This window comes from Hyphococcus flavus, assembly GCF_028748065.1.
Classification (GTDB): Bacteria; Pseudomonadota; Alphaproteobacteria; order Caulobacterales; family Parvularculaceae; genus Hyphococcus; species Hyphococcus flavus.
This window is the reverse complement of sequence record NZ_CP118166.1, coordinates 3,031,660-3,050,816: the sequence shown is the minus strand read 5'-3', so window position 1 is coordinate 3,050,816 and position 19,157 is coordinate 3,031,660. Positions and strand designations below refer to the sequence as shown.

18 protein-coding genes are annotated in these 19,157 nt (G+C 55.2%); 13 read left to right on the top strand and 5 right to left on the bottom strand.

From position 1 onward, the window contains the following. Positions 1–27 precede the first annotated feature (27 nt). From gabT to PUV54_RS14620, 3 genes are read left to right on the top strand one after another with little or no spacing between them, the layout of a single operon-like run. Positions 28–1,338: a 4-aminobutyrate--2-oxoglutarate transaminase gene (gene gabT / locus PUV54_RS14630; protein ID WP_274493013.1), complete on the top strand. Its 1,311-nt coding sequence runs from the start codon at positions 28–30 to the stop codon at positions 1,336–1,338. A 20-nt stretch (positions 1,339–1,358) separates the two neighbouring features. Continuing rightward, a complete protein-coding gene (locus PUV54_RS14625; protein WP_274493011.1) occupies positions 1,359–2,387 on the top strand; it encodes a hypothetical protein in 1,029 nt (342 codons plus the stop codon). Positions 2,388–2,391: 4 nt separating this feature from the next. Further along, a complete protein-coding gene (locus PUV54_RS14620) occupies positions 2,392–2,718 on the top strand; it encodes a hypothetical protein (protein ID WP_274493010.1) in 327 nt (108 codons plus the stop codon). Between the two features lie 26 nt (positions 2,719–2,744). On the opposite strand, the gene PUV54_RS14615 is transcribed toward PUV54_RS14620, so the two are convergent. Genes PUV54_RS14615 through PUV54_RS14605 form a run of 3 tightly spaced genes read right to left on the bottom strand, consistent with a single transcriptional unit; the run spans position 2,745 to position 6,953 of the window. After that, positions 2,745–4,037, bottom strand: a complete 1,293-nt coding sequence (locus tag PUV54_RS14615; protein WP_274493008.1) for an aminotransferase class V-fold PLP-dependent enzyme — start codon at positions 4,035–4,037, stop codon at positions 2,745–2,747. Positions 4,038–4,051: 14 nt separating this feature from the next. Beyond that, positions 4,052–5,053 (bottom strand): 2-oxoacid:ferredoxin oxidoreductase subunit beta, encoded by a 1,002-nt coding sequence (locus PUV54_RS14610; RefSeq protein ID WP_274493007.1) that lies wholly within the window; start codon positions 5,051–5,053, stop codon positions 4,052–4,054. A gap of 10 nt (positions 5,054–5,063) precedes the next feature. Next, complete coding sequence (locus PUV54_RS14605) at positions 5,064–6,953, bottom strand: 2-oxoacid:acceptor oxidoreductase subunit alpha (protein WP_274493006.1); 1,890 nt, start codon at positions 6,951–6,953, stop codon at positions 5,064–5,066. Positions 6,954–7,232: 279 nt separating this feature from the next. Between PUV54_RS14605 and PUV54_RS14600 the strand changes: the two genes are divergently transcribed. The 9 genes from PUV54_RS14600 to PUV54_RS14565 are packed head-to-tail and all read left to right on the top strand — an operon-like array spanning position 7,233 to position 15,730. Then, on the top strand, positions 7,233–8,543 hold the full coding sequence (locus tag PUV54_RS14600; protein WP_274493005.1) for a DUF418 domain-containing protein: 1,311 nt from the start codon (positions 7,233–7,235) through the stop codon (positions 8,541–8,543). A 30-nt stretch (positions 8,544–8,573) separates the two neighbouring features. After that, positions 8,574–9,227: a fructose-6-phosphate aldolase gene (gene fsa / locus PUV54_RS14595; RefSeq protein WP_274493004.1), complete on the top strand. Its 654-nt coding sequence runs from the start codon at positions 8,574–8,576 to the stop codon at positions 9,225–9,227. Positions 9,228–9,238: 11 nt separating this feature from the next. Further along, positions 9,239–10,246, top strand: a complete 1,008-nt coding sequence (locus PUV54_RS14590) for a zinc transporter ZntB (protein WP_274493003.1) — start codon at positions 9,239–9,241, stop codon at positions 10,244–10,246. Further along, positions 10,237–12,615, top strand: coding sequence for a DUF3772 domain-containing protein (locus PUV54_RS14585; RefSeq protein WP_274493001.1), 2,379 nt, complete (start codon positions 10,237–10,239; stop codon positions 12,613–12,615). Before PUV54_RS14590 ends, PUV54_RS14585 begins: the two co-directional genes overlap by 10 nt. Then, positions 12,608–12,835, top strand: coding sequence for a DUF1272 domain-containing protein (locus PUV54_RS16700; protein ID WP_420797879.1), 228 nt, complete (start codon positions 12,608–12,610; stop codon positions 12,833–12,835). Before PUV54_RS14585 ends, PUV54_RS16700 begins: the two co-directional genes overlap by 8 nt. Before the next feature lie 6 nt (positions 12,836–12,841). Further along, on the top strand, positions 12,842–13,261 hold the full coding sequence (locus PUV54_RS14580; protein ID WP_274493000.1) for an LIC_13387 family protein: 420 nt from the start codon (positions 12,842–12,844) through the stop codon (positions 13,259–13,261). 16 nt (positions 13,262–13,277) lie between these two features. After that, positions 13,278–13,961 carry a fumarylacetoacetate hydrolase family protein gene (locus tag PUV54_RS14575; protein WP_274492998.1) on the top strand — a complete coding sequence of 228 codons (684 nt, stop codon included), beginning with the start codon at positions 13,278–13,280 and terminating at the stop codon, positions 13,959–13,961. Positions 13,962–13,968: 7 nt separating this feature from the next. Beyond that, positions 13,969–14,439, top strand: coding sequence for a GAF domain-containing protein (locus PUV54_RS14570; RefSeq protein ID WP_274492997.1), 471 nt, complete (start codon positions 13,969–13,971; stop codon positions 14,437–14,439). A 22-nt stretch (positions 14,440–14,461) separates the two neighbouring features. After that, positions 14,462–15,730 carry a serine hydrolase domain-containing protein gene (locus tag PUV54_RS14565; protein WP_274492995.1) on the top strand — a complete coding sequence of 423 codons (1,269 nt, stop codon included), beginning with the start codon at positions 14,462–14,464 and terminating at the stop codon, positions 15,728–15,730. 29 nt (positions 15,731–15,759) lie between these two features. Here PUV54_RS14565 and PUV54_RS14560 read toward each other — a convergent pair whose 3' ends face one another. Together PUV54_RS14560 and PUV54_RS14555 are read right to left on the bottom strand one after the other, a co-directional pair. After that, positions 15,760–16,776, bottom strand: coding sequence for a helix-turn-helix domain-containing protein (locus PUV54_RS14560; protein ID WP_274492993.1), 1,017 nt, complete (start codon positions 16,774–16,776; stop codon positions 15,760–15,762). Positions 16,777–16,784: 8 nt separating this feature from the next. Further along, entirely contained in the window at positions 16,785–17,327 is a 543-nt protein-coding gene (locus PUV54_RS14555; protein WP_274492992.1) for a PH domain-containing protein, read from the bottom strand. A gap of 162 nt (positions 17,328–17,489) precedes the next feature. Here PUV54_RS14555 and ettA point away from each other — a divergent pair, with 162 nt between their 5' ends. Continuing rightward, complete coding sequence (ettA, locus tag PUV54_RS14550; RefSeq protein ID WP_274492991.1) at positions 17,490–19,157, top strand: energy-dependent translational throttle protein EttA; 1,668 nt, start codon at positions 17,490–17,492, stop codon at positions 19,155–19,157.

Genomic DNA, 19,157 nt, shown 5'->3' with positions numbered 1-19,157 from the left:
GATCGCCTCAAAAGCGGAGCCGCCCCGATGGACCACGGAAAAAACGAATTCGCCAGTAATGAAAGCCTGAAAGCCCGTCGTGACGAGGCTTGCCCTCTAGGCTTGCCATCCAAATCAGGGATTTATGCGGCCCGGGCCAAGGGCGCCGAGCTATGGGACGTCGAGGGTAAGCGTTATATCGACTTCATTGGCGGCATCGGTGTCTTGAATGTAGGACACGCGCATCCGAAAGTCGTTGAAGCCATCAAAAAGCAGTCGGAAGAGTTCATCCATACTGCGTTCGGCATCGCGCAGTATGAAAGCTATATTGAGGTATGCGAAAACCTGAACCGATTAGCGCCTGGCGATACGCCGAAGAAAACAGCGCTTTTTAATTCCGGCGCCGAGGCGGTAGAGAATTCAATCAAATTTGCCCGCCAGATTACGGGGCGCCCTGGTGTAATTGCATTTGAGGGCGCATTTCACGGTCGTACGCTTTTGGCGACAACGCTGACGGGCAAGTCGAAGCCTTACAAAGTCGGGTTCGGTCCCTACGTGCCGGCGGTGTTTCATGCACCGTATCCAGATCAATATCATGGTATCTCGGTCGAGGGGTCGCTCTCCTGTCTCGATCACATTTTCAAAACGGCGATCAACGCCAATGAAGTCGCTGCGATGATTGTCGAGCCGGTGCAGGGCGAGGGCGGCTTTAATCCGGCGCCGAAAGAGTTTCTCGAAGGTTTGCGCAAGAAATGCGACGAACACGGCATCTTGTTGGTTGCGGACGAAATCCAGTCCGGCATGGGCCGCACCGGTCATTACTTTGCCTTTGAAAAAGCGGGCGTTGAGCCGGACTTTATCTGCGTTGCGAAATCCATTGCCGCCGGCCTGCCGCTGTCTGCGCTTACGGGCAAGGCGGAACTGATGGATAAGGTCGTGCCGGGCTCTATGGGTTCCACTTATGGCGGCAATCCGGTCGCTTGCGCGGCCGCGCTCGCTGTGTTCCAGATCATAGAGGAAGAGGGGCTTTTACAGCGTGCAGAAGAAATCGGCGCCCAGACGGAAAAACGCTGGAAAGAACTGCAGTCGGGCGTCGGCAAGGGCGTGATCGGCGACGTGCGCCGCGTGGGCGGCATGATGGCGCTGGAATTCGTCAAGGATGGCGACCCTAACAAGCCAAATGGCGACGCTGCGGCTGCAATCTTGCTGGAAGCACGCAAACGCGGTCTCATCATGACCACAGCGGGCGCCTACGCCCAGTGCCTGCGCAGCCTCGTGCCGCTGGTGATTTCGGATGACCTACTGAACGAAGGGCTCGACATTTTCGCCGATGCGACGGAGGCTGCGCTGAAAAGCTGACGCATCAAAGGGGGAGTTTCATGCGGTCTATCAAAATCTCTATCGTTGGAGTTGCTGCGTTGCTGGCATCGCTGGCGCCGGCATTCGCGCAAAAATGCGAACCCACAGAGGGGCGCAGCGCGGTGTTGCTCTCACGCGAAGTGGCGGGTAATCGCGATTTCAACGAATATATCGAAGGGCCCGGTTGGACGTTTCAGTTAAAGCGTTCGAGCCATGGTTGGGACATTCGACTCAATGACGAGAATGGCCTCGACCTGACTCAGATGACGCCGCCGCGAAATGGGCCGAACCCGCGCCAGATTTACGGCTGGCATTTCAGGAATGCTGACAACACCGGGCCGAACACGGGCGAAGTCAACGCGCCCCAGGGCTTGCGGTTGTTTGGATTCGATCCGGCGCTTACGGGCACGGGCGGCTACCGGCCTAACGACGCTGGCGGGGTCGATCCGCAGGACCAGCCGGGACGCGGTGCGCTGACGATCAAGGATATGGGCCTCGCCGACCTCGACAAGGGTGAAAGAGCCCGTCTCAACTATCTGAAATTCAATGTCTGCATGACATGGCCTAAGACGGAACGTGAATATCAGCTTGAAGCAGCGGAGGTCGCGGAAATGACCGAGCTTCGTAAGGTCACGCCCGAATTGATTGAGATGATGGGCTCATGCGGGCTCGATTATGAGCGCTATCAAATTACGCCGTATCTCACCCCGGTGGAGCTGGGAGGCGATTTCGACGCCGACGACGCACACGATCAGGTGGTTCCCATCATCCGAAAAGCCGATGGCAAGCGCGGGCTATTCTTCTGCCGGGCGCTTACCTACGGAAACGTCGTAGGCATGACGGGACGCATGGGCGCGCATTTGACGCCCGCCTATTTCGACTCGGTCGATTGGTGGAGCTTGCATACCGGCCCGGCAAACCAGGGTGCGGGCGGGACGCCGCCACCGGCGCTGAAAGGCGACGCGATTACCATTGGCAAGGAAGGCGCCTCGTCGGTGCTGATCTATTGGACGGGTACTGAATATTCGTCCTACTGGCAGGGAGACTAGAGCGATGCGTATGATCGCCGGTCTCATGGTCTGGGTCTGCCTCATCGCGTGGGCGGTGTGTGTTTATCTCGGCTTTAACGCCTATATGACGCTGGAAGCAGACGGCAGCGGCTTCACCCGCGGCTGGAACCGCGTCTCTGCATTCCTGCAATGGCAGGGTTACGGGCTGATCGCAGCGATTGCCGGTTCCATCGCAGGACGCATCGTCAGTGCTACAGGACTGCAGCGTTTCGCCTCGCGCATTCCGCTGTGGCTGTCGGGCGGATTCTTTTTGCTTTTGACGGTGCTGTTTGTCGGCGCGATCATTTATACTCGCCTGGTGGGGCAGTAGCGCTTCTTATGGAGTAGAATTACCGTTCAGCTTAGCGCCGTCAGTGCTTTCGGCAAAAGCGCCATCTCTTCTGGCGTATTGTAGAGCGCGGGCGTGACGCGCACGCAGTCGCCGGCGGCGGGGCCCGTACGCCGTACCGTGAATATCCCGTGCTTTTCCTTCAATTCATCGACGATAGTGTTGTTTTCTTCGGTTGTTTTACGTCCTTTGATACGGAACGACGTGAGCGCCGCGACCATGTCCGGGTCATCAGGGGTTAGAATATCAACGCCGGGAATATCTCTCGCCGCTTGCACCCAAAGGTTTCGCAGATATCTGAGACGCGCTTCTTTTGCAGTCGATCCCCCGACTATCTCATGAAAGTCCAGCGCGTCCGGTATCGCCAAATGCGCTGCGAAATTCAGCGTGCCAGTATGCGCGCGAGTGCGGATATCATCCCCGGCGCCTGGCTCGTTCATGAACCGGTCGATATCGTTGATGCGGTCTTTCTTAATGTAGATAAGGCCACAGCCAATCGGCGCGCCAATCCATTTATGGAGATTGAACCCGATGAAATCGGCGCCGAGGTTATTGAGATTGAAATCAACCTGACCGAGTGCGTGTGCACTGTCGAGGATAACGTCTATGCCGCGTTCCTTCGCCAGTGTGGTAATCTCCCTAACCGGATGGATCAGCCCAGTGAGATTGTTGACGTGGGTCAGCAACATAAGGCGCAGATTGGGATGACGCTCAAATGCTTGACGGTAGGCGTCAATGATAGACGCTTTTGTCGCTGGTTCGGGCAGGTTGATTTTGATGACTTCCGCCCCGCGGCGACTTTCCAGCCAGGTCATGGCGGACTTCATGGCGCTGTAGTCGAGGTCGGCGTAAAGAACTGCGTCGCCGGGTTTGAGCTTGTTATATCCGCCGATAAGAATTTGCAGGGCTTCGCTGGCGCCGCGCGTCAGTAGAATTTCATCCTGGCCGACACCGAGAAAACCGGCAAGCCGTTCATTGACCGCATCAAGATCACCGTAAAGATCGCTGCGGGCATAAATGGTGTTATCGAAATTCACGCGTTCCGTATGCGCCTGATAAGCGCGCATGACCGGCGCAGCCATGATCCCCCAATACCCATTTTCAAGATTGGTGACTGCCTTGGTTACATAATACTGGCTGCGAACTGTGGACCAGAAATTCTCGTCCTGCGCCAGGGTTACAGGATCAGCGCCTCGAACTTCAGGAATCGGTTTTTCTGTTGCGCGCGCTGCCGCCATTAACCCTGCCGCGCCTGCCGACAGTCCAAAGAACGATCGGCGAGAGGGGGCGATAACTGACATCAGCGCTTCCGTTTTTAGTTTTTCTTCCAAACGCTTCCCTTGCGCAATGCGTCGGCGACTTTGCCTGTGCGTTTGCGCTGGGTCGGGTGGTGATGGGTGAAGGCGTCGTCGAAGCTGGTCGCCGGGTCGCGATAGATCACGCCGAGCGGCATGGGGTAAGAACCCATGGGCAGCGTCAAGAGCATTTGCGCCATGACGCGGTTGGTTTCGTCGTGCACAAGCACGTCTTCCACGGGCACGCCATTATCACCCACGTCAACAATCTCAAGCGTCAGCGTTGACGTGTTGAGTTTGAGGCCCTTTTCGCCCTTAGCAAACAACAGCGGCTTGCCATGCTCGCAATGGATTTGTGTTTCAGCCGCGGTTTTCTTGGCGACGAAATCTTCGAACCGATCCTTGTTGTAGACAATGCAGTTCTGGAAGATTTCAACGAATGCCGCGCCTTTGAATTCGCGCGCGGCTTTCAACACCGGCGAGAGGTTTTTCGCATCCGTGTCGATGCCGCGGGCGATGAAACGCGCATTGGCGCCGAGAGCGAACGCCCCGGGCGAGACGGGCGCATCAATGGAACCTGTAGGTGTTGAGGGCGAGCGCGTGCCGACACGGGAAGTCGGCGAATACTGGCCTTTCGTCAGTCCGTAAATCTCGTTGTTGAACAGCAAAATCTGCGTATCGAGATTGCGCCGCAAGACATGCAGCAAATGATTGCCGCCGATGGAAAGCCCGTCGCCGTCGCCGGTGACGAGCCACACGTCAAGCTCCGGGTTTGCGAGTTTCAGGCCCGTAGCGAATGCCGGCGCGCGCCCGTGGATCGTGTGGAAGCCATAGGCGTTCATGTAATAGGGAAAGCGTGACGAACAGCCGATGCCGGAAACGAACACGGTCTTGTTGGGGTCGGCCTCAACGTCGGCGAGCGTCTTCTGCACGCATTTCAAGATCGCATAGTCGCCGCAGCCGGGGCACCAGCGCACTTCCTGATCGGTGGCAAAATCTTTTGCGGTGAGAGGTTTGTTCATAACTCTTTTCCTACTCCGCCGCCTGTTTTGCGCCGGGATAATTTTCGCGGATGGCGCCTAAAATTTCTGCGACCTTAAACGGCTGGCCGGAAGTCTTGTTGAGCTGGATGACGTTGAGGCCGAGCTTATCACGCAACAGAGTCGCGCATTGGCCCATGTTCATTTCCGGCAGCAGCACGCGGTCGTAATCGGATAACAGCCGCCTGAGATTTTTTGGTAATGGCGAGAGCCAGCGCAGGTGGACTTGTGCGACGTCGAGACCCTCGTTCCGCGCTTCCTCAACCGCTCGCCAGATGGCTCCATGGGTCGATCCCCAGCCGACAACGGCGAGCGGTCCTTTGGTGTGTCCTTGTTCTACTTCCTGATCGGGAATGAACTCGGCGACGGCAGCGACTTTCTTCGCGCGTAGATCAGACATGGCCTGATGGTTCGCTGCGTCATAGGAAATGTCGCCGGTTTCAATATCTTTTTCGAGCCCGCCAATACGATGGGCGAGCCCCTCCATGCCCGGCGCCACCCATGGACGGCCAAGGCTCGACTGGTCGCGGTTCCAGATCGCTTTTTTAAGCTCGGTCGGGTTGTTCTTGCCCGCCGCATCGCCGTTGACGGCGTTCGACAGGATCGGTTCGTAGTCATCCATGTTCGGCAATTCCCACGGACCCGCTGCATTGGCGATGTACCCATCGGTCAGTAGAAAAACCGGCGTCATGTGGCGGATCGCGGCGCGCGTAGCTTCAATTGCAGCATCGAAACAGTCACCGGGACCGGCAGCGGCGATAACGGGCAAGGGTGCGTCGGCGTTTCGTCCGTAGACGGCCTGATAAAGATCTGATTGTTCGGTTTTGGTCGGCAAGCCGGTGGAAGGGCCGCCGCGCTGGGAGTTGACGATGACGAGCGGTAGTTCGACCGCCATGCCGAGGCCGATGGCCTCCGTTTTGAGCGCGATGCCGGGACCGGATGATGACGTCACGCCGATGGCGCCGCCGAATGATGCGCCTATAGCAGCGCAACAAGCGGCGATTTCGTCTTCGGCCTGAAATGTTGCAATGCCGAGGTCGCCCATTTTTGAAAGGTGATGCAAAATCGATGACGCCGGGGTAATCGGGTAGCCGCAGAACATGATCTCACGGCCAGCGAGTTCGCCGGCGGCGGCGAGGCCGAGCGCAATTGCTTCCGCGCCCGTGATAGAGCGGTACTCGCCCGCTTCCATGGGCGCTTCGCCGATGACGAATTGTGGGATCTCGGCGGAAAGCTCAGCCGTTTCGGCGTAGGCATGGCCCGCGTCGAGGGCCGCAAGGTTGCCGGCCAGAATCTCCGACGGTTTTTTGGCAAATTTTTTCGTCGCCCATTCGACGATGGGTTTGCGGTCCCGTCCGAACATCCACAAGACGGCGCCGAGCGCCCAGAAGTTTTTGCACTGTTCGGCGTCCGACTTTGACAGTCCGTGCGGCTTTACGGCTTCGAGGGTCTGGGTGGAGATCGCAATCTCAATGACCTGATAATCGTCAAGCTCACCTGTCTGGCGTGGATCGGCGGTTATGTGCGCTTTGGAAAAGTTCCGCTCGTTGAAAGCGTCCGTATTCAGAACAATCAGCGCGCCTTTCTGTAAAAGCGGGAGGTTTACTTTCAGGGCAGCCGGGTTCAGCGCCACAAGTACGTCTGGCTGGTCGCCAGCAGTTGAGATGCGTCTTGCGCCAAGATTGATCTGAAACGCCGAAACGCCAAAGGTCGTCCCTACGGGCGCGCGAATTTCCGCAGGAAAGTCCGGAAATGTTGAAAAGTCGGAGCCGGCGAGCGCCGTAGATTCCGCAAATTGCGAGCCCAAGAGCTGAACGCCGTCGCCGGAATCTCCCGCAAAACGCACAACAACCGATTGGTTTTCGGGGGTTATCTTACCCATAAAATTGGCCCACCCGTCTTCTGGCCGGTTAGCATGTCAAAACCGTGAATAAAAACAAGCGCGTGCTTCGGATTTTTCCACCGTGCCCGCGCATCCTTCAAACCCGCATATCTCAACGCTCGAGCCAGAAAACAAGCCTTTTTATATGCGGCTTCTCAACCTCGTGATGAATGCCGCCGCCGCTCCCAGAAATCCTAAAGTTTCCAATAGGAAAGATCGCAAACCCGGGTATTCTCCGGCGGTTTTCGCCGCAGGGGCGAGTTGGGCGGAGTTTCTCGAATGAGTGATCTGCAATCTGCGTCCGCGGCGATGGATCAACCTAGCCCGGCTTCCTCACGCATTGACGGGCTGGACGCGCTGCGCGGCGTCGCTGTCCTAGGTATTTTCGTCATCAATATTATCGGCTTTTCCATGCCGTGGCTGGGGTTCAGCTACCCGACGCTGGCCGGCGGCGATGGCGCCCTCAATTACGGTCTTTGGACGTTTACCGAGATTTTCATCGAAGGATCCATGCGCGGGCTGTTCTCTCTCATGTTTGGCGCCGGAGTGATCCTCTTTACCCAGCGCGCGATCTATCCAGATGGGCCAATCAAGGTTGCGGATCTTTACTACCGCCGCACACTTTGGCTCATCGTGTTCGGGCTTGTTCATGCTTATGCGCTGTTAATGCCTGGCGATATTCTTTTGATTTACGGCATCGCCGGTCTGATCGTGTTTCCGTTCCGGATTTTGTCAGCGCGTAAGCTGGCGCTGCTGGCGGGCTTCATTGCCGCCGGTTTCATGCTCCACGACACGTTCGTTACCGAACTTCCTGAAACGCGGCGCGGTCTGGAGGCGCAGGCAATTCAAGCCATGATAGAGGCTGGTGACGAGATCACCGATGAACAAATGGACAAGCTTGGCGCGTGGGAAGAGGAAACCCAGTATCTGCGAGATTACGATACGATCATTCAAGAAGATATCGGAAACCGTACAGGCGATGTTGACACTGTTTATTCAACAAACGCCAGCGAGGTCGATGTTTCAACTGAGGGCCTGACCTGGTGGGTCGTCGACGCCTTCATGATGATGCTGATCGGGATGGCGTTTTACAAATGGCGCATCATCACTGGAGAGCGCAGCGTCAGGTTTTATGTGACGCTTGCCGTTTGCGCCTATGCGATTGGGCTTGCTCTACGCATCTGGGCTGTCTGGAACCGGTGGGATGCGGATTTTTCGCCGCTGTTATGGCTGGAATGGGTTCCGTACCAGGTCGCCCGGATCGCCATGACAATCGGCCATGTGGGGCTGGTGTTTGTCTTGTGGAAATTCTTTTCGTCATCCTTGCCCATGCGCGCATTAACAGCGGCGGGGCGCATGGCGCTGACCAACTATATCAGCCAGACCGTCATCGCGAATCTGATATTCACTGGCGTAGGACTTGGTCTTTACGGAGCGCTCGACCGGGCGCAGGTCTATGGCGTGATGATCGTCATTTTGGCCGCACAGCTTACGTTCAGCATGTGGTGGCTGGCGCGGTTCCGGTTCGGACCGCTTGAATGGGGCTGGCGTGCTCTGACATATGGACAGGGCTCACGCTTGCGCAAATAACGGCCCGACGGCTTTTAAAGGGAATGCATAATGAAATTCTTTGTGGACACCGCTGACGTTGATGAAATCAAATCGCTGATTCCAACAGGACTGGTCGACGGCGTGACGACAAATCCGAGCCTGGTGATGAAATCGGGCCGCGACTTCCGCGAAGTGGTGGCGGAAATCTGCGATGTTGTAGATGGTCCCGTCAGCGCCGAGGTGACCGCTATTGAAGCCGACGCCATGATCGCTGAGGGCAAGTCGCTTGCGGAAATCGCTAATAACGTCACGGTTAAACTGCCGCTGACTTTTGACGGACTGATCGCCTGCAAAGCGCTGACGTCGGATGGTATCGACACCAATGTGACCTTGTGTTTTTCCGCCAATCAGGCGCTGTTGGCGGCGAAAGCAGGCGCGACGTTTATCTCACCGTTTATTGGCAGACTTGACGACATCAACATCGACGGAATGGAACTGATCCGCGATATTCGCCTTATCTATGACAACTACGACTTTGATACGGAAATTCTTGCTGCATCCATCCGCAACGCGAACCATGTGAAAGACGCGGCGTTATTTGGCGCAGATGTCGCGACGGTACCGCCAGGCGTTATCAAGTCGCTCGTCAAACATCCGCTAACGGATAAAGGGCTTGAAGCATTTCTAAGTGACTGGGCGAAGACCGGCCAGAAGATACTTTAAAGGGCTGCTAAATGCAGGATACTAGCGCTGCACCGCCGTCTGGAGATTTTGATGCTGGCCCGCCCTTTGTCTTCGGGTTTGGATTCAAGGATGGCGTTGCTGCGGAGATGCGTTGGGAGGAAGTCGCCGCCAGCGAAAGCGACTATGACTGGATATGGCTGCACCTCAATATGAATAATGAGGATACGCGTCGCTGGATCCGCAAACAGAAAGACATCCCTTACGCGGCGGCAAGCGCATTATTAGCGGGTGAAACGCGTCCGCGCGTGACGGGTTTTGGTAATGGTCTCGTGGTCAACCTGCGCGGTGTAAATCTCAATGAAGGCGCGGAACCCGAAGACATGGTGTCGATCCGTATCTGGATGAGTGAAAAACGGGTCGTCACTACAAGGCGTCGTCGCCTCAAAGCTGCACAGGATATTCGCGGCGAAATTATGGAAGGCGCGAAAATCGCCAGCGCCGGCGCGTTGCTCGCGCGGATTGCGGGGCGGCTTACCGAACGAATGACGCCTTTTGTGGAGCAGATCGATGACCGTGTCGATGAGATTGAGGATGAGATTCTGACCGGCGCGGGCGATCGTTTGCGCGCCCGGCTTGCCGAAGCGCGTCATGACGCCGTGTTGATGCGGCGCTTTATTGCGCCACAACGCGATGCGCTAACCCGGCTTTCTCAGGATGATTCAGCTTTGTTCGATACTTCAGTGCGAGTTGATCTTCGGGAGGTGGCGGATCAAGTGACGCGTTTGACGGAGGAAATTGATGCTGCCAGAGAACGGGCAATGGTCCTCCAGGATCAGCTAACCGATCAGCGTGCGGAGGAAATGAACCGCAATATGATGGTGTTGTCGGTTGTCGCGGCGATCTTCCTGCCGCTAGGATTTTTAACCGGGCTCTTTGGCATCAATGTGGGCGGCATGCCGGGCGTTGATGATCCCGTCGCCTTCTGGATGGTCGTTCTTGCCTGCGGTTTGATCGGGTTTGGCCTTTTGATAATCTTCAGGATCATGAAATGGCTCTAACTCATTCATTTCGTATTATTATTTTCAGCTTTCTTGTGGTGCTGTCTAGCTTTGTCGGCGCGCTAGCACAATCCGACCGGTCAAGTCAGATCGAACAAGCGAGCCGTGCTGTCGTTGAAGTTCGTCAGGCAGTAGAACGCGATGAAATCGAAGATCCGGATGCGCTTGAAAGCCGCTTGCGCGAGATCCGCGACGGCAGCCGGTCAAGGCTTTCTGCAATTGAGCGTGAGCTGGAAGCAAATCGCGCGCAGCTTGACCTGCTTGGCCCTGCGCCGGGCGAAAACGATCCGCTCGAAAGCGATATCATTGCTGAGGAACGCTCGACGCTTGAGAGCAGTCGTGCACAATTGAATGGCCAGCGCACGCGTGTTCTGGCGAATATATACGAGAGCGGCGAACTGCTGACGCGGATATCCGGCGCCAAAGTCGGCGCGCTTTATCAGTCGCTCGCAACACGCGGCGCATCGCCGCTATCGCCATCGGTGTGGGGCGGCGCCTGGCAATCAGCGAGCGACGTTGCAGTTCGCATAGGACGATATTTCACAAACTGGTCCGGTGCCAAACAGAACGGCGGTGGTTTTACACCCGCCCTGGCCGGCATCATTATCGCAATCGTTGGATCGTTGTTGATGTTCGGTCCTGTGAGTAGATGGGTCACTTCAACTTTTTCCGACCAGCTTGAACGGCGCAAGCCTACGCCTGCACGAAGAATACTGGTGGCGGGTCTGCGCATGGTTGCGCGGACGATACCAGGCATTATTGGCGGGCTCATCATCATCGAAACGCTTCGCATTGTCGGCGTGTTAACGGAGCAAGGCGAAGACGCGGCGCGTGCGTTCTGGGTTAGCGTTCTGGCGATACTGACGGTTTCAGGTTTCACTTCGGGTTTCTTCTCACCCATGTCCCCCGCATGGCGGATCGCACCGATCGATGTGGAACGCGGCAAAATCGTCAGCCGCCTCGCGATGGCGATCGTCATCGTCTTTTCATTGAAAACGTTGCTGGTGACTATTGGTGACGCAGCAGGGGCCGACGCAGCGCTCATCAGGCTAACGCAGGCCGTCGCCTCTATCGTGATTGGCGTTTTAATTTTTCTTATATGCCGTAGCCGCCTTTGGCGCGCCGAAGAGGAAAATAAACCGAAGGGCGGCGGTTGGCGGCTTGTTCGCCGCTTCGGTCGGGCGCTTGCCATCATCATCGTCTTTGGCGCGCTCGCCGGTTATGTTGCTTTTGCTGATTTCATAACGACCCGGATTTGTTTTCTCGCGTTGATTATCGGCGTCGCCTGGCTTGCACGGGCAATGCTAAGCGAGATGGCGTTCCTGACCCGCATGCGTCTGGCTGGTGAACAAGAAAACAAGGAAGACGCTGAAGCCGCATCTCAGAATTTTCGTTTCTGGTCTCGGCTGATCATTAACACGCTGCTCGCCATAGCCGTTTTGCCAGTTGTTCTCATCTTGTTTGGGGTCCCCGGTGAAACGGTGCGCGATCTGGGCGGGCAGGCGCTGTTCGGTTTCAACATTGGCGGGGTGCGCATTCCCTCCGTCGCGAAGCTGATCTACGCCATCATCGTTTTTGTCATTGTGATGGCGGTGACCCGTCTGGTGCAGACCGGAGTAAAGCGCGGGCCGCTGGCTCATTCACGGGCGGACGCCGGCGTTCAAAACTCCCTGATTACGCTGATGGGCTATGCTGGGCTGATTGTTGCGCTGTTTTTGAGCGTTTCGACGCTGGGGTTTGATCTTTCCAATCTTGCGCTTATCGCTGGCGCCCTTTCCGTCGGCATCGGCTTCGGTTTGCAGTCTATCGTCAACAACTTTGTTTCGGGCCTGATTTTGTTGTTCGAACGGCCAATAAAAGTCGGCGATTGGATTATTACGACCTCAGGTGAGGGAACGGTCAAAAAGATCAGCGTCCGATCAACGGAAATCGAAACCTTTGACCGGTCATCCATCATCGTTCCTAATTCCGAACTGATTTCCTCATCGGTCACCAATTGGACCCATAAGAGCAAACTTGGCCGTATCATAGTACCTGTAGGGGTCTCTTATGGGTCCGATCCCGAAAAGGTGAAGGAAATACTGCTGAAATGCGCCAACGACCATCCGAAGGTTGTTTCCTATCCGGAGCCGTTCGTCACGTGGATGGATTTTGGCGCGTCGTCATTAGATTTCGAGGTGCGGGCGTTTTTACGCGATATTTCCGAAGGGCTTGGCGTACGTACGGACTTGCGATTTGCGATATTCAAAGCCTTGGCGGAGGCGGGCATTGAAATTCCGTTCCCGCAACGTGACGTACACGTAAAATCCTGGCCGAACGATGAAAAAGACGAAAAAAGCACTGATAATAAAGAAGACCAAGATGCTTGAACTTCGGCCCAATTGCGAGAACTGCGATGCGGACCTGCCATTCGACTGTGAGGCATATATCTGCACATTCGAGTGCACCTTTTGTCCTGGCTGCGTGCATGGCGTGCTTGACGGCGTTTGCCCAAACTGCGGCGGCAATTTCGAAAAACGGCCCGTAAGGCCACAAGCGCTGCTCAAGAAATTTCCCGCATCAACCAAACGCATAGTGAAAAAAGGCTGATAGACGATGGCGCAATGGGCGGCCGCAACAGGCGGATTCTTGTTCTTCATTCTTGGCTTGCTTCACTTGCGCCTGACCGTACGCGATATGAAAGAGCCCCAGCATTTTATCCCGGCGAAGAAAGAACTGCTTGATGAGTTAAAACAGACCCGTATCAATTTACGGAAAGACGTGAAGAATTTCTGGCTGTCCTATCTGGGGTTTCACTTCAGTCACAGCATTGGGTTGATGTTCTACGGCGCAGTAGTGATCTATGCCGTGCTGGCGCGGCCGGATATTCTTAGTGATGTTTACGTGCGGATGGCGATCGTCATTGTTGGCGCCTCATATGTGCTTTTAGCGCGTGCGTTCTGGTTTATTATACCGCTTATTGGGGCAGCGATTGGCGTGACATTGATTGCCGCCGGCATTGGAATGCAGTTTTAGCTGGACTGGAATGGGAATGGATTTTGTTATCGACCCCATCGCGCAACCAACCGTCTCCGTTTATGGCGGCAGTAAATTTCCGGTGCGGCGGATTTTCTGTATCGGCCGCAATTATGCGGATCATGTGCGCGAAATGGGCGGGGACCCAAAATCATCGCCGCCGGTGTTCTTTACAAAGCCAGCGGATGCCGTCGCAGCGAACGGTGCAGCTATCCCCTATGCGCAAGCGACGACTAATCTGCATTTCGAAGGCGAACTGGTGGTTGCGCTGAAGGGCGGGGGTAAGGATTTCACCGCGGAAGATGATGTGGCTTCATTGATCTATGGCTACGCCGCTGGCTGCGACTTGACCCGACGCGATCATCAGGCGAAGGCGAAAGATGGCGGCGCGCCATGGGACACGGCAAAGGGGTTCGATTTCTCAGCGCCAGTAGGCGACATTGTGCCAGCAGACGCCAGCAATCTTTCTGGCGCCCGATTGCAGACATACGTCAATGATGAAAAGCGGCAAGACGCGGCGTTGGAGCAAATGATCTGGTCAGTTCCGGAGATTCTTGCGGCGCTGTCGCGGCAATTTGAATTGAAACCGGGCGATCTCATCTTTACTGGAACACCGGATGGCGTTGGCCCGGTTGTTCCGGGCGACCAGATAAAAGTCGCAATCGGAGACGCCATGACGCTTCAATTCAGCATAGTGTGAGTGTGACATGAACGCAGACCAAAAAGCTGCTCGATATGAAGAGGTAGCGAAAGAAATCGCCGCGGTCATCGATGGTGAAAACCATGTTATCGCGCGTATGGCGACCGTATCGAATATTCTGCATCATGCGTTCGATCATTATTTCTGGACCGGGTTTTATCTCGTAGATCCAGAAAAGCCCGAAGAGCTGGTGATCGGACCCTATCAGGGGACCATGGGCTGCTTGCGTATACCGTTCGGCAAGGGTGTCTGTGGTGTGGCTGCGTCAACACGTGAAACGCAGATTGTCGAAGACGTACACGCCTTTCCGGGACATATTGCTTGTGATGCTCGATCTGAATCGGAAATTGTTGTTCCGGTACTCGACACTGCAGGCGAACTCATCGCCGTGTTTGATGTGGACAGCGACAAAAAGGCGATGTTCGATGCGATTGATCGCAAGGGCGTTGAAACTATTGTAAAAGCTGCGTTTGGTTAAGTCGGGGCGAGGGGACGATTCCATGAACAGTGCAAAGTTTCTAGCTGCGGCTATTGCAGCTTTGGCAGCGCTTGGCTGTTCTGTAGAGCCTCAATCAAACACTGTATCTGCGGTTGTTTCCGACGTTCAGATTTCGACGGAACACTTGGGGCATATTGCTGGCGTGCTTCAGGAAGAGGTTGATGCTGGTATTCGACCCGGTTTCGTCGCGTTAGTGGCGACCAAAGAGGGCGTTGTCTATCAGACGGCCGTTGGCATGGCCGATCCATACAATGACGTTCCTATGGCGGCGGAGACGCGCTTTCTAATCGCCAGCATGACCAAGCCTGTGGTGACGGCTGCGATGATGCAGCTGGTCGATCGCGGCGTTGTCGCCTTGAATGATCCTGTTTCTCTCTACATTCCTTCGTTCGCCAGCATGCAGGTCGCGATTTCTCATGCGGCGAATGATGATGGAACATTTGAAACCCGGCCACCGTCGCGGGCGATCACTATTCACGACTTGCTGACCCATATGGCGGGACTTGGGTATGTGTTCGATCAACAAACGGATATCGGCAAAGCCTATCTTGCCGCCGACCTTTATGGCGACGCCGGCACGCTTGCTGAGCGGATGGAAGTATTGACGTCGCTGCCGCTCTATGAAGATCCAGGAACAAAATGGCGCTACAGTTTTGCAACTGATGTCGTGGGCAGGGTGATCGAAGTCGCAAGCGGTCAACCACTTGGATTATATATGGAAGAAAACCTCTTCGCCCCGCTGGGGATGAACGATACGGAGTTCTTTCTTGAAGAAACCGACACGACACGGCTGGCCGCCATGAATGCTTTTAACGATCAAGGAGAGATGGTTCGCGATCCGATAACAGATGAAGGGTTTGGATTGGCTTCAGGCGGTGGTGGCTTGGTCTCCACGGCGCCGGATTATGCGCGTTTTATGATGATGCTTCTAAATGGGGGTGAGCTTAACGGCGCCCGCATTCTATCTCCCGCAACAGTCGTGCTGATGATGAGCGATCATACGCCGTTCAATACGCTGCCGGAGAACTGGAAGCGCGATGGTATTACCTTTGGTCTTGGTGGCGCCACGATCCGGACGCCAGGGTATTTCGGACGCGCCGCAGCGAAGGGAGAGTGGGGCTGGTCAGGGTTCTGGGACACCTCGTTTTTTATTACTCCGGAACTTGGTGTTGCTGAAGTGTTGATGACGCAAGCGATGCCGGGCCCAAACACGCCCCCGTCGCGTGCTCGCGACCGGGTGAGGGCGATTACTTATGGCGCGCTTGAATAGTGTAATGTCTGGTAGCGAAATTACCTGCTCTAATTCTCGATCAGGTTGGGGATAGACTCGAGAATTTCCATGTAGCGTTCGTACTCTTCGACACTGACTTCAGACCAGGTGCTGTACAAACGGGCATCGGTGAGCGCTTCAATTTCATTAAAAAGCTCCGCCCCTTTTTGTGTCTGCTTGAATACGCCCTCTGTGTCTTCCTCAATCCAGCCCACTGCTTCGAGCCTCGATAATGAAGCTGCACAGGTCTGTTCGCCATTGCGCCAGATCCTGTGCTCTGTGCATCGTGTAAGAGGATATTCACGGTCGGAACGCATAGCTGCAAAAAGCTCTTTGGCGAGCGGGTCATCCATAATGCGGTCAGGGATGATATCCGGATTGGCGCGATCATACCGGTCAACACGGTAATGGGCATTATCGTTGATGAAAGCGATATAGTCCCAAACACGTTCGTCAATTTTGACCAGAAGAGGACTTTCATCGCCAGCCCTGAAGCGATGGTTCAATCGCCAATTGATGCTTTGATTAATGCCCTGATCTTCTAGCGCGGAGGCGCTGGAAACGATCTTGTCCAGAACATACAGGAGGTGGTCATCAATATGCGAGGCTTTCTCCTCATGCACGCTGGCGGATTTCTCTGCTGCTTCGTACCAGTGACTGATAAGTGAGACGCCCTCCGGTGTGATGGTCCAGTTTTGATTGTTTCTTGCAAGAAAACCGAGCGTCGTTAGGCGATCAAAGTCAGCTTTTATGGCGGTGGGATTGTAATGCGGATAACGGATCAGAACGTGTTCAACCGTAAGGACATCGACAGGGTAACTCAGCAAATAACGCAGCGCCAAACCCGCGTCTTCAGCGCTTAAACCTGATTGTTCAGCAAACTCCGTACGCGCGTCACCAATCCATAACCCGCCGAGTTGTTGAGCCGCGCCGCGATAGGTCGCGCTCCAGGTGCTATTGGCTTCTGCAGTTTCAGGAACGTCAGCAAGGCATGAGGCGGTTAAGACAAAAGAACACGCAACAACAGCAAACAGCCCAAATCTCATACCATGTCCTAGTAATCGTCTTCGTCTTCGTTGACGCGCCTATGTTTACGTTGATCAGCGCGCAGCGCCGACTTGGCGTTTTCGATAATCTTTCTCAGCCGGATCGGATCGTCGAGATCGGGAAGGGTGATGACGCCAACGCCTGTACCGCGCAGCACAAGCTGACCGTAACCCAAAAAGCGTCCCCAGATGGATTGATGCAAAGTGATTTCCTCAATCTTGCCGAGACTGACTTCCTGCGTATCGCGAGAGATGAGACCTTTTTTGAAGACAAAGCGGTAGGTTGTCACAACAATTTCGGTCGTGATCAGAATGATCATGTGATTAAGCAGAATGATTGAACCGCACGCGCCGCCGACCGCGGCTGACCACCAGCCAACTTTCAATTCTTCATAAGGCACGCCCGAGGCGTATTGAATGAAGAACATAAGCGCCAGCGCGGCTGCGCCAAGCGAGAACCAGAGCACCGGAAAGAAACTGTAGGTCCAGTTGAAATTGGCGCGGTGAATAACTTCTTCCCCGCCCGCCAGTGTTTTATCGACGTATGACATGCCGCCCAATCCCCGCTCTTACTCGTCGTTTCCATACCATATAAGCGATGTGCGCAAGATCGGAAACGCTCCAATCCGTTGAAATACCGTAATAAGCACGATAAGACGCCGCGCTGTTCCTTCGTTGCAACGCAAAAACTCCTAAAGGAGCCTCAAAGGCTTATGGCTAAATATCAATATATCTACTTCATGTCCGGCCTGACAAAACAGTTCACAGGCGGCAAAAAAATATTGGAAGACATACACTTACAGTTCTTCCCGGACGCCAAGATCGGGGTTGTCGGCGTTAATGGCGCGGGTAAGTCGACATTATTGAAGATTATGGCCGGCGTGGACACGGAGTTCGGGGGCGAGGCTTATACAGCCGATGGCGCGACGGTTGGCTACCTGCCGCAGGAGCCGGAACTCGATAACAGCAAAACGGTTTTCGAGAATGTCCTCGAAGGGGCTGGCGATCTGAAAACCAAGATTGATGAATTCAACGCCGTTTCCATGGAGCTTGGGGAAAATTACTCAGACGAGCTCATGGAGAAAATGTCGAAGCTGCAGGAAGAAATCGACGCGGCTGATGGCTGGGACCTCGATTCAAAAATCGAAATGGCCATGGAGGCGCTGCGTTGCCCGCCCGGCGATTGGGCCGTGGAAAAACTCTCTGGCGGTGAGAAGCGACGTGTCGCCCTTGCGCGTTTGCTGTTGTCAAAGCCTGACTTACTGTTGCTCGACGAACCGACCAACCATCTTGATGCGGAATCCGTCGCCTGGCTTGAACATCACTTGCAGGAATATCCAGGCGCCGTCGTGCTTGTGACGCACGACCGATATTTCCTGGATAACGTTACCGGCTGGATTCTCGAACTCGATCGGGGCAGGGGCATTCCTTACGAAGGCAACTATTCTTCATGGCTCGAACAAAAACGAAAACGTCTCGAGCAGGAAAAACGCGAGGAAGGCAACCGGCAAAAGTCGCTTGATCGCGAATCAGAATGGATCAAGTCCAGTCCGAAGGCGAGGCAGGCAAAATCAAAGGCGCGTATCAACGCCTATGATGAGTTGCTCAACAAGGCGTCGAAAGAAGATATCAACACCGCGCAAATTCAAATTCCGCCGGGACCGCGCCTTGGCGGTGTTGTCATCGAGGCGGAAGGCCTGAAGAAAGCGTTCGGCGACAAGCTGCTATACGAGGACTTGTCCTTTAAATTACCTCCGGGGGGGATCGTCGGCGTCATTGGTCCGAACGGCGCCGGTAAAACCACGCTCTTCCGTATGCTGACAGGGCAGGAACAACCCGATGACGGCGCGTTGCGGGTCGGCGAAACCGTCAAACTTGGCTATGTGGACCAGTCGAGAGAAGAACTCGATGCCAATAAGAACGTTTGGGAAGAAATCTCCGGTGGGCTGGACGTTATCCAGCTTGGCAAGCGCGAAATTCCATCGCGGGCCTATGTGAGTTGGTTCAATTTCAAAGGCGGTGATCAGCAAAAGAAGGTCGGGAGCCTTTCCGGCGGGGAGCGCAACCGCGTTCAACTGGCGAAAATGCTGACTGAGGGCGCCAACCTCTTGCTTCTCGACGAACCGACCAACGATCTCGATGTGGATACGCTGCGGGAGCTTGAGCGCGCGCTTGAGGACTTTGCCGGCTGCGCCGTCATTATCTCGCACGACCGCTGGTTCCTCGACCGTATCGCGACGCATATTCTCGCCTTTGAAGGCGACAGCCACGTGGAATGGTTCGAGGGCAACTTCGAAGACTACATGGAAGACAAAAAACGCAGGCTGGGACCCGACGCTGATGTGCCGCGCCGGATCAAATACAAGCCGCTCACTCGCTAA

Excerpts from the sequence above, each read along its gene's own strand:
- PUV54_RS14585 (WP_274493001.1), top strand. The coding sequence starts at position 10,237 with ATGGCTCTAACTCATTCATTTCGTATTATTATTTTCAGCTTTCTTGTG.
- gabT (WP_274493013.1), top strand. The coding sequence starts at position 28 with ATGGACCACGGAAAAAACGAATTCGCCAGTAATGAAAGCCTGAAAGCC.
- PUV54_RS14565 (WP_274492995.1), top strand. The coding sequence starts at position 14,462 with ATGAACAGTGCAAAGTTTCTAGCTGCGGCTATTGCAGCTTTGGCAGCG.
- PUV54_RS14570 (WP_274492997.1), top strand. The coding sequence starts at position 13,969 with ATGAACGCAGACCAAAAAGCTGCTCGATATGAAGAGGTAGCGAAAGAA.
- ettA (WP_274492991.1), top strand. The coding sequence starts at position 17,490 with ATGGCTAAATATCAATATATCTACTTCATGTCCGGCCTGACAAAACAG.
- PUV54_RS14580 (WP_274493000.1), top strand. The coding sequence starts at position 12,842 with ATGGCGCAATGGGCGGCCGCAACAGGCGGATTCTTGTTCTTCATTCTT.
- fsa (WP_274493004.1), top strand. The coding sequence starts at position 8,574 with ATGAAATTCTTTGTGGACACCGCTGACGTTGATGAAATCAAATCGCTG.
- PUV54_RS14600 (WP_274493005.1), top strand. The coding sequence starts at position 7,233 with ATGAGTGATCTGCAATCTGCGTCCGCGGCGATGGATCAACCTAGCCCG.
- PUV54_RS14575 (WP_274492998.1), top strand. The coding sequence starts at position 13,278 with ATGGATTTTGTTATCGACCCCATCGCGCAACCAACCGTCTCCGTTTAT.
- PUV54_RS14615 (WP_274493008.1), bottom strand. The coding sequence starts at position 4,037 with ATGTCAGTTATCGCCCCCTCTCGCCGATCGTTCTTTGGACTGTCGGCA.
- PUV54_RS14625 (WP_274493011.1), top strand. The coding sequence starts at position 1,359 with ATGCGGTCTATCAAAATCTCTATCGTTGGAGTTGCTGCGTTGCTGGCA.
- PUV54_RS16700 (WP_420797879.1), top strand. The coding sequence starts at position 12,608 with ATGCTTGAACTTCGGCCCAATTGCGAGAACTGCGATGCGGACCTGCCA.
- PUV54_RS14610 (WP_274493007.1), bottom strand. The coding sequence starts at position 5,053 with ATGAACAAACCTCTCACCGCAAAAGATTTTGCCACCGATCAGGAAGTG.
- PUV54_RS14590 (WP_274493003.1), top strand. The coding sequence starts at position 9,239 with ATGCAGGATACTAGCGCTGCACCGCCGTCTGGAGATTTTGATGCTGGC.
- PUV54_RS14555 (WP_274492992.1), bottom strand. The coding sequence starts at position 17,327 with ATGTCATACGTCGATAAAACACTGGCGGGCGGGGAAGAAGTTATTCAC.
- PUV54_RS14620 (WP_274493010.1), top strand. The coding sequence starts at position 2,392 with ATGCGTATGATCGCCGGTCTCATGGTCTGGGTCTGCCTCATCGCGTGG.
- PUV54_RS14560 (WP_274492993.1), bottom strand. The coding sequence starts at position 16,776 with ATGAGATTTGGGCTGTTTGCTGTTGTTGCGTGTTCTTTTGTCTTAACC.
- PUV54_RS14605 (WP_274493006.1), bottom strand. The coding sequence starts at position 6,953 with ATGGGTAAGATAACCCCCGAAAACCAATCGGTTGTTGTGCGTTTTGCG.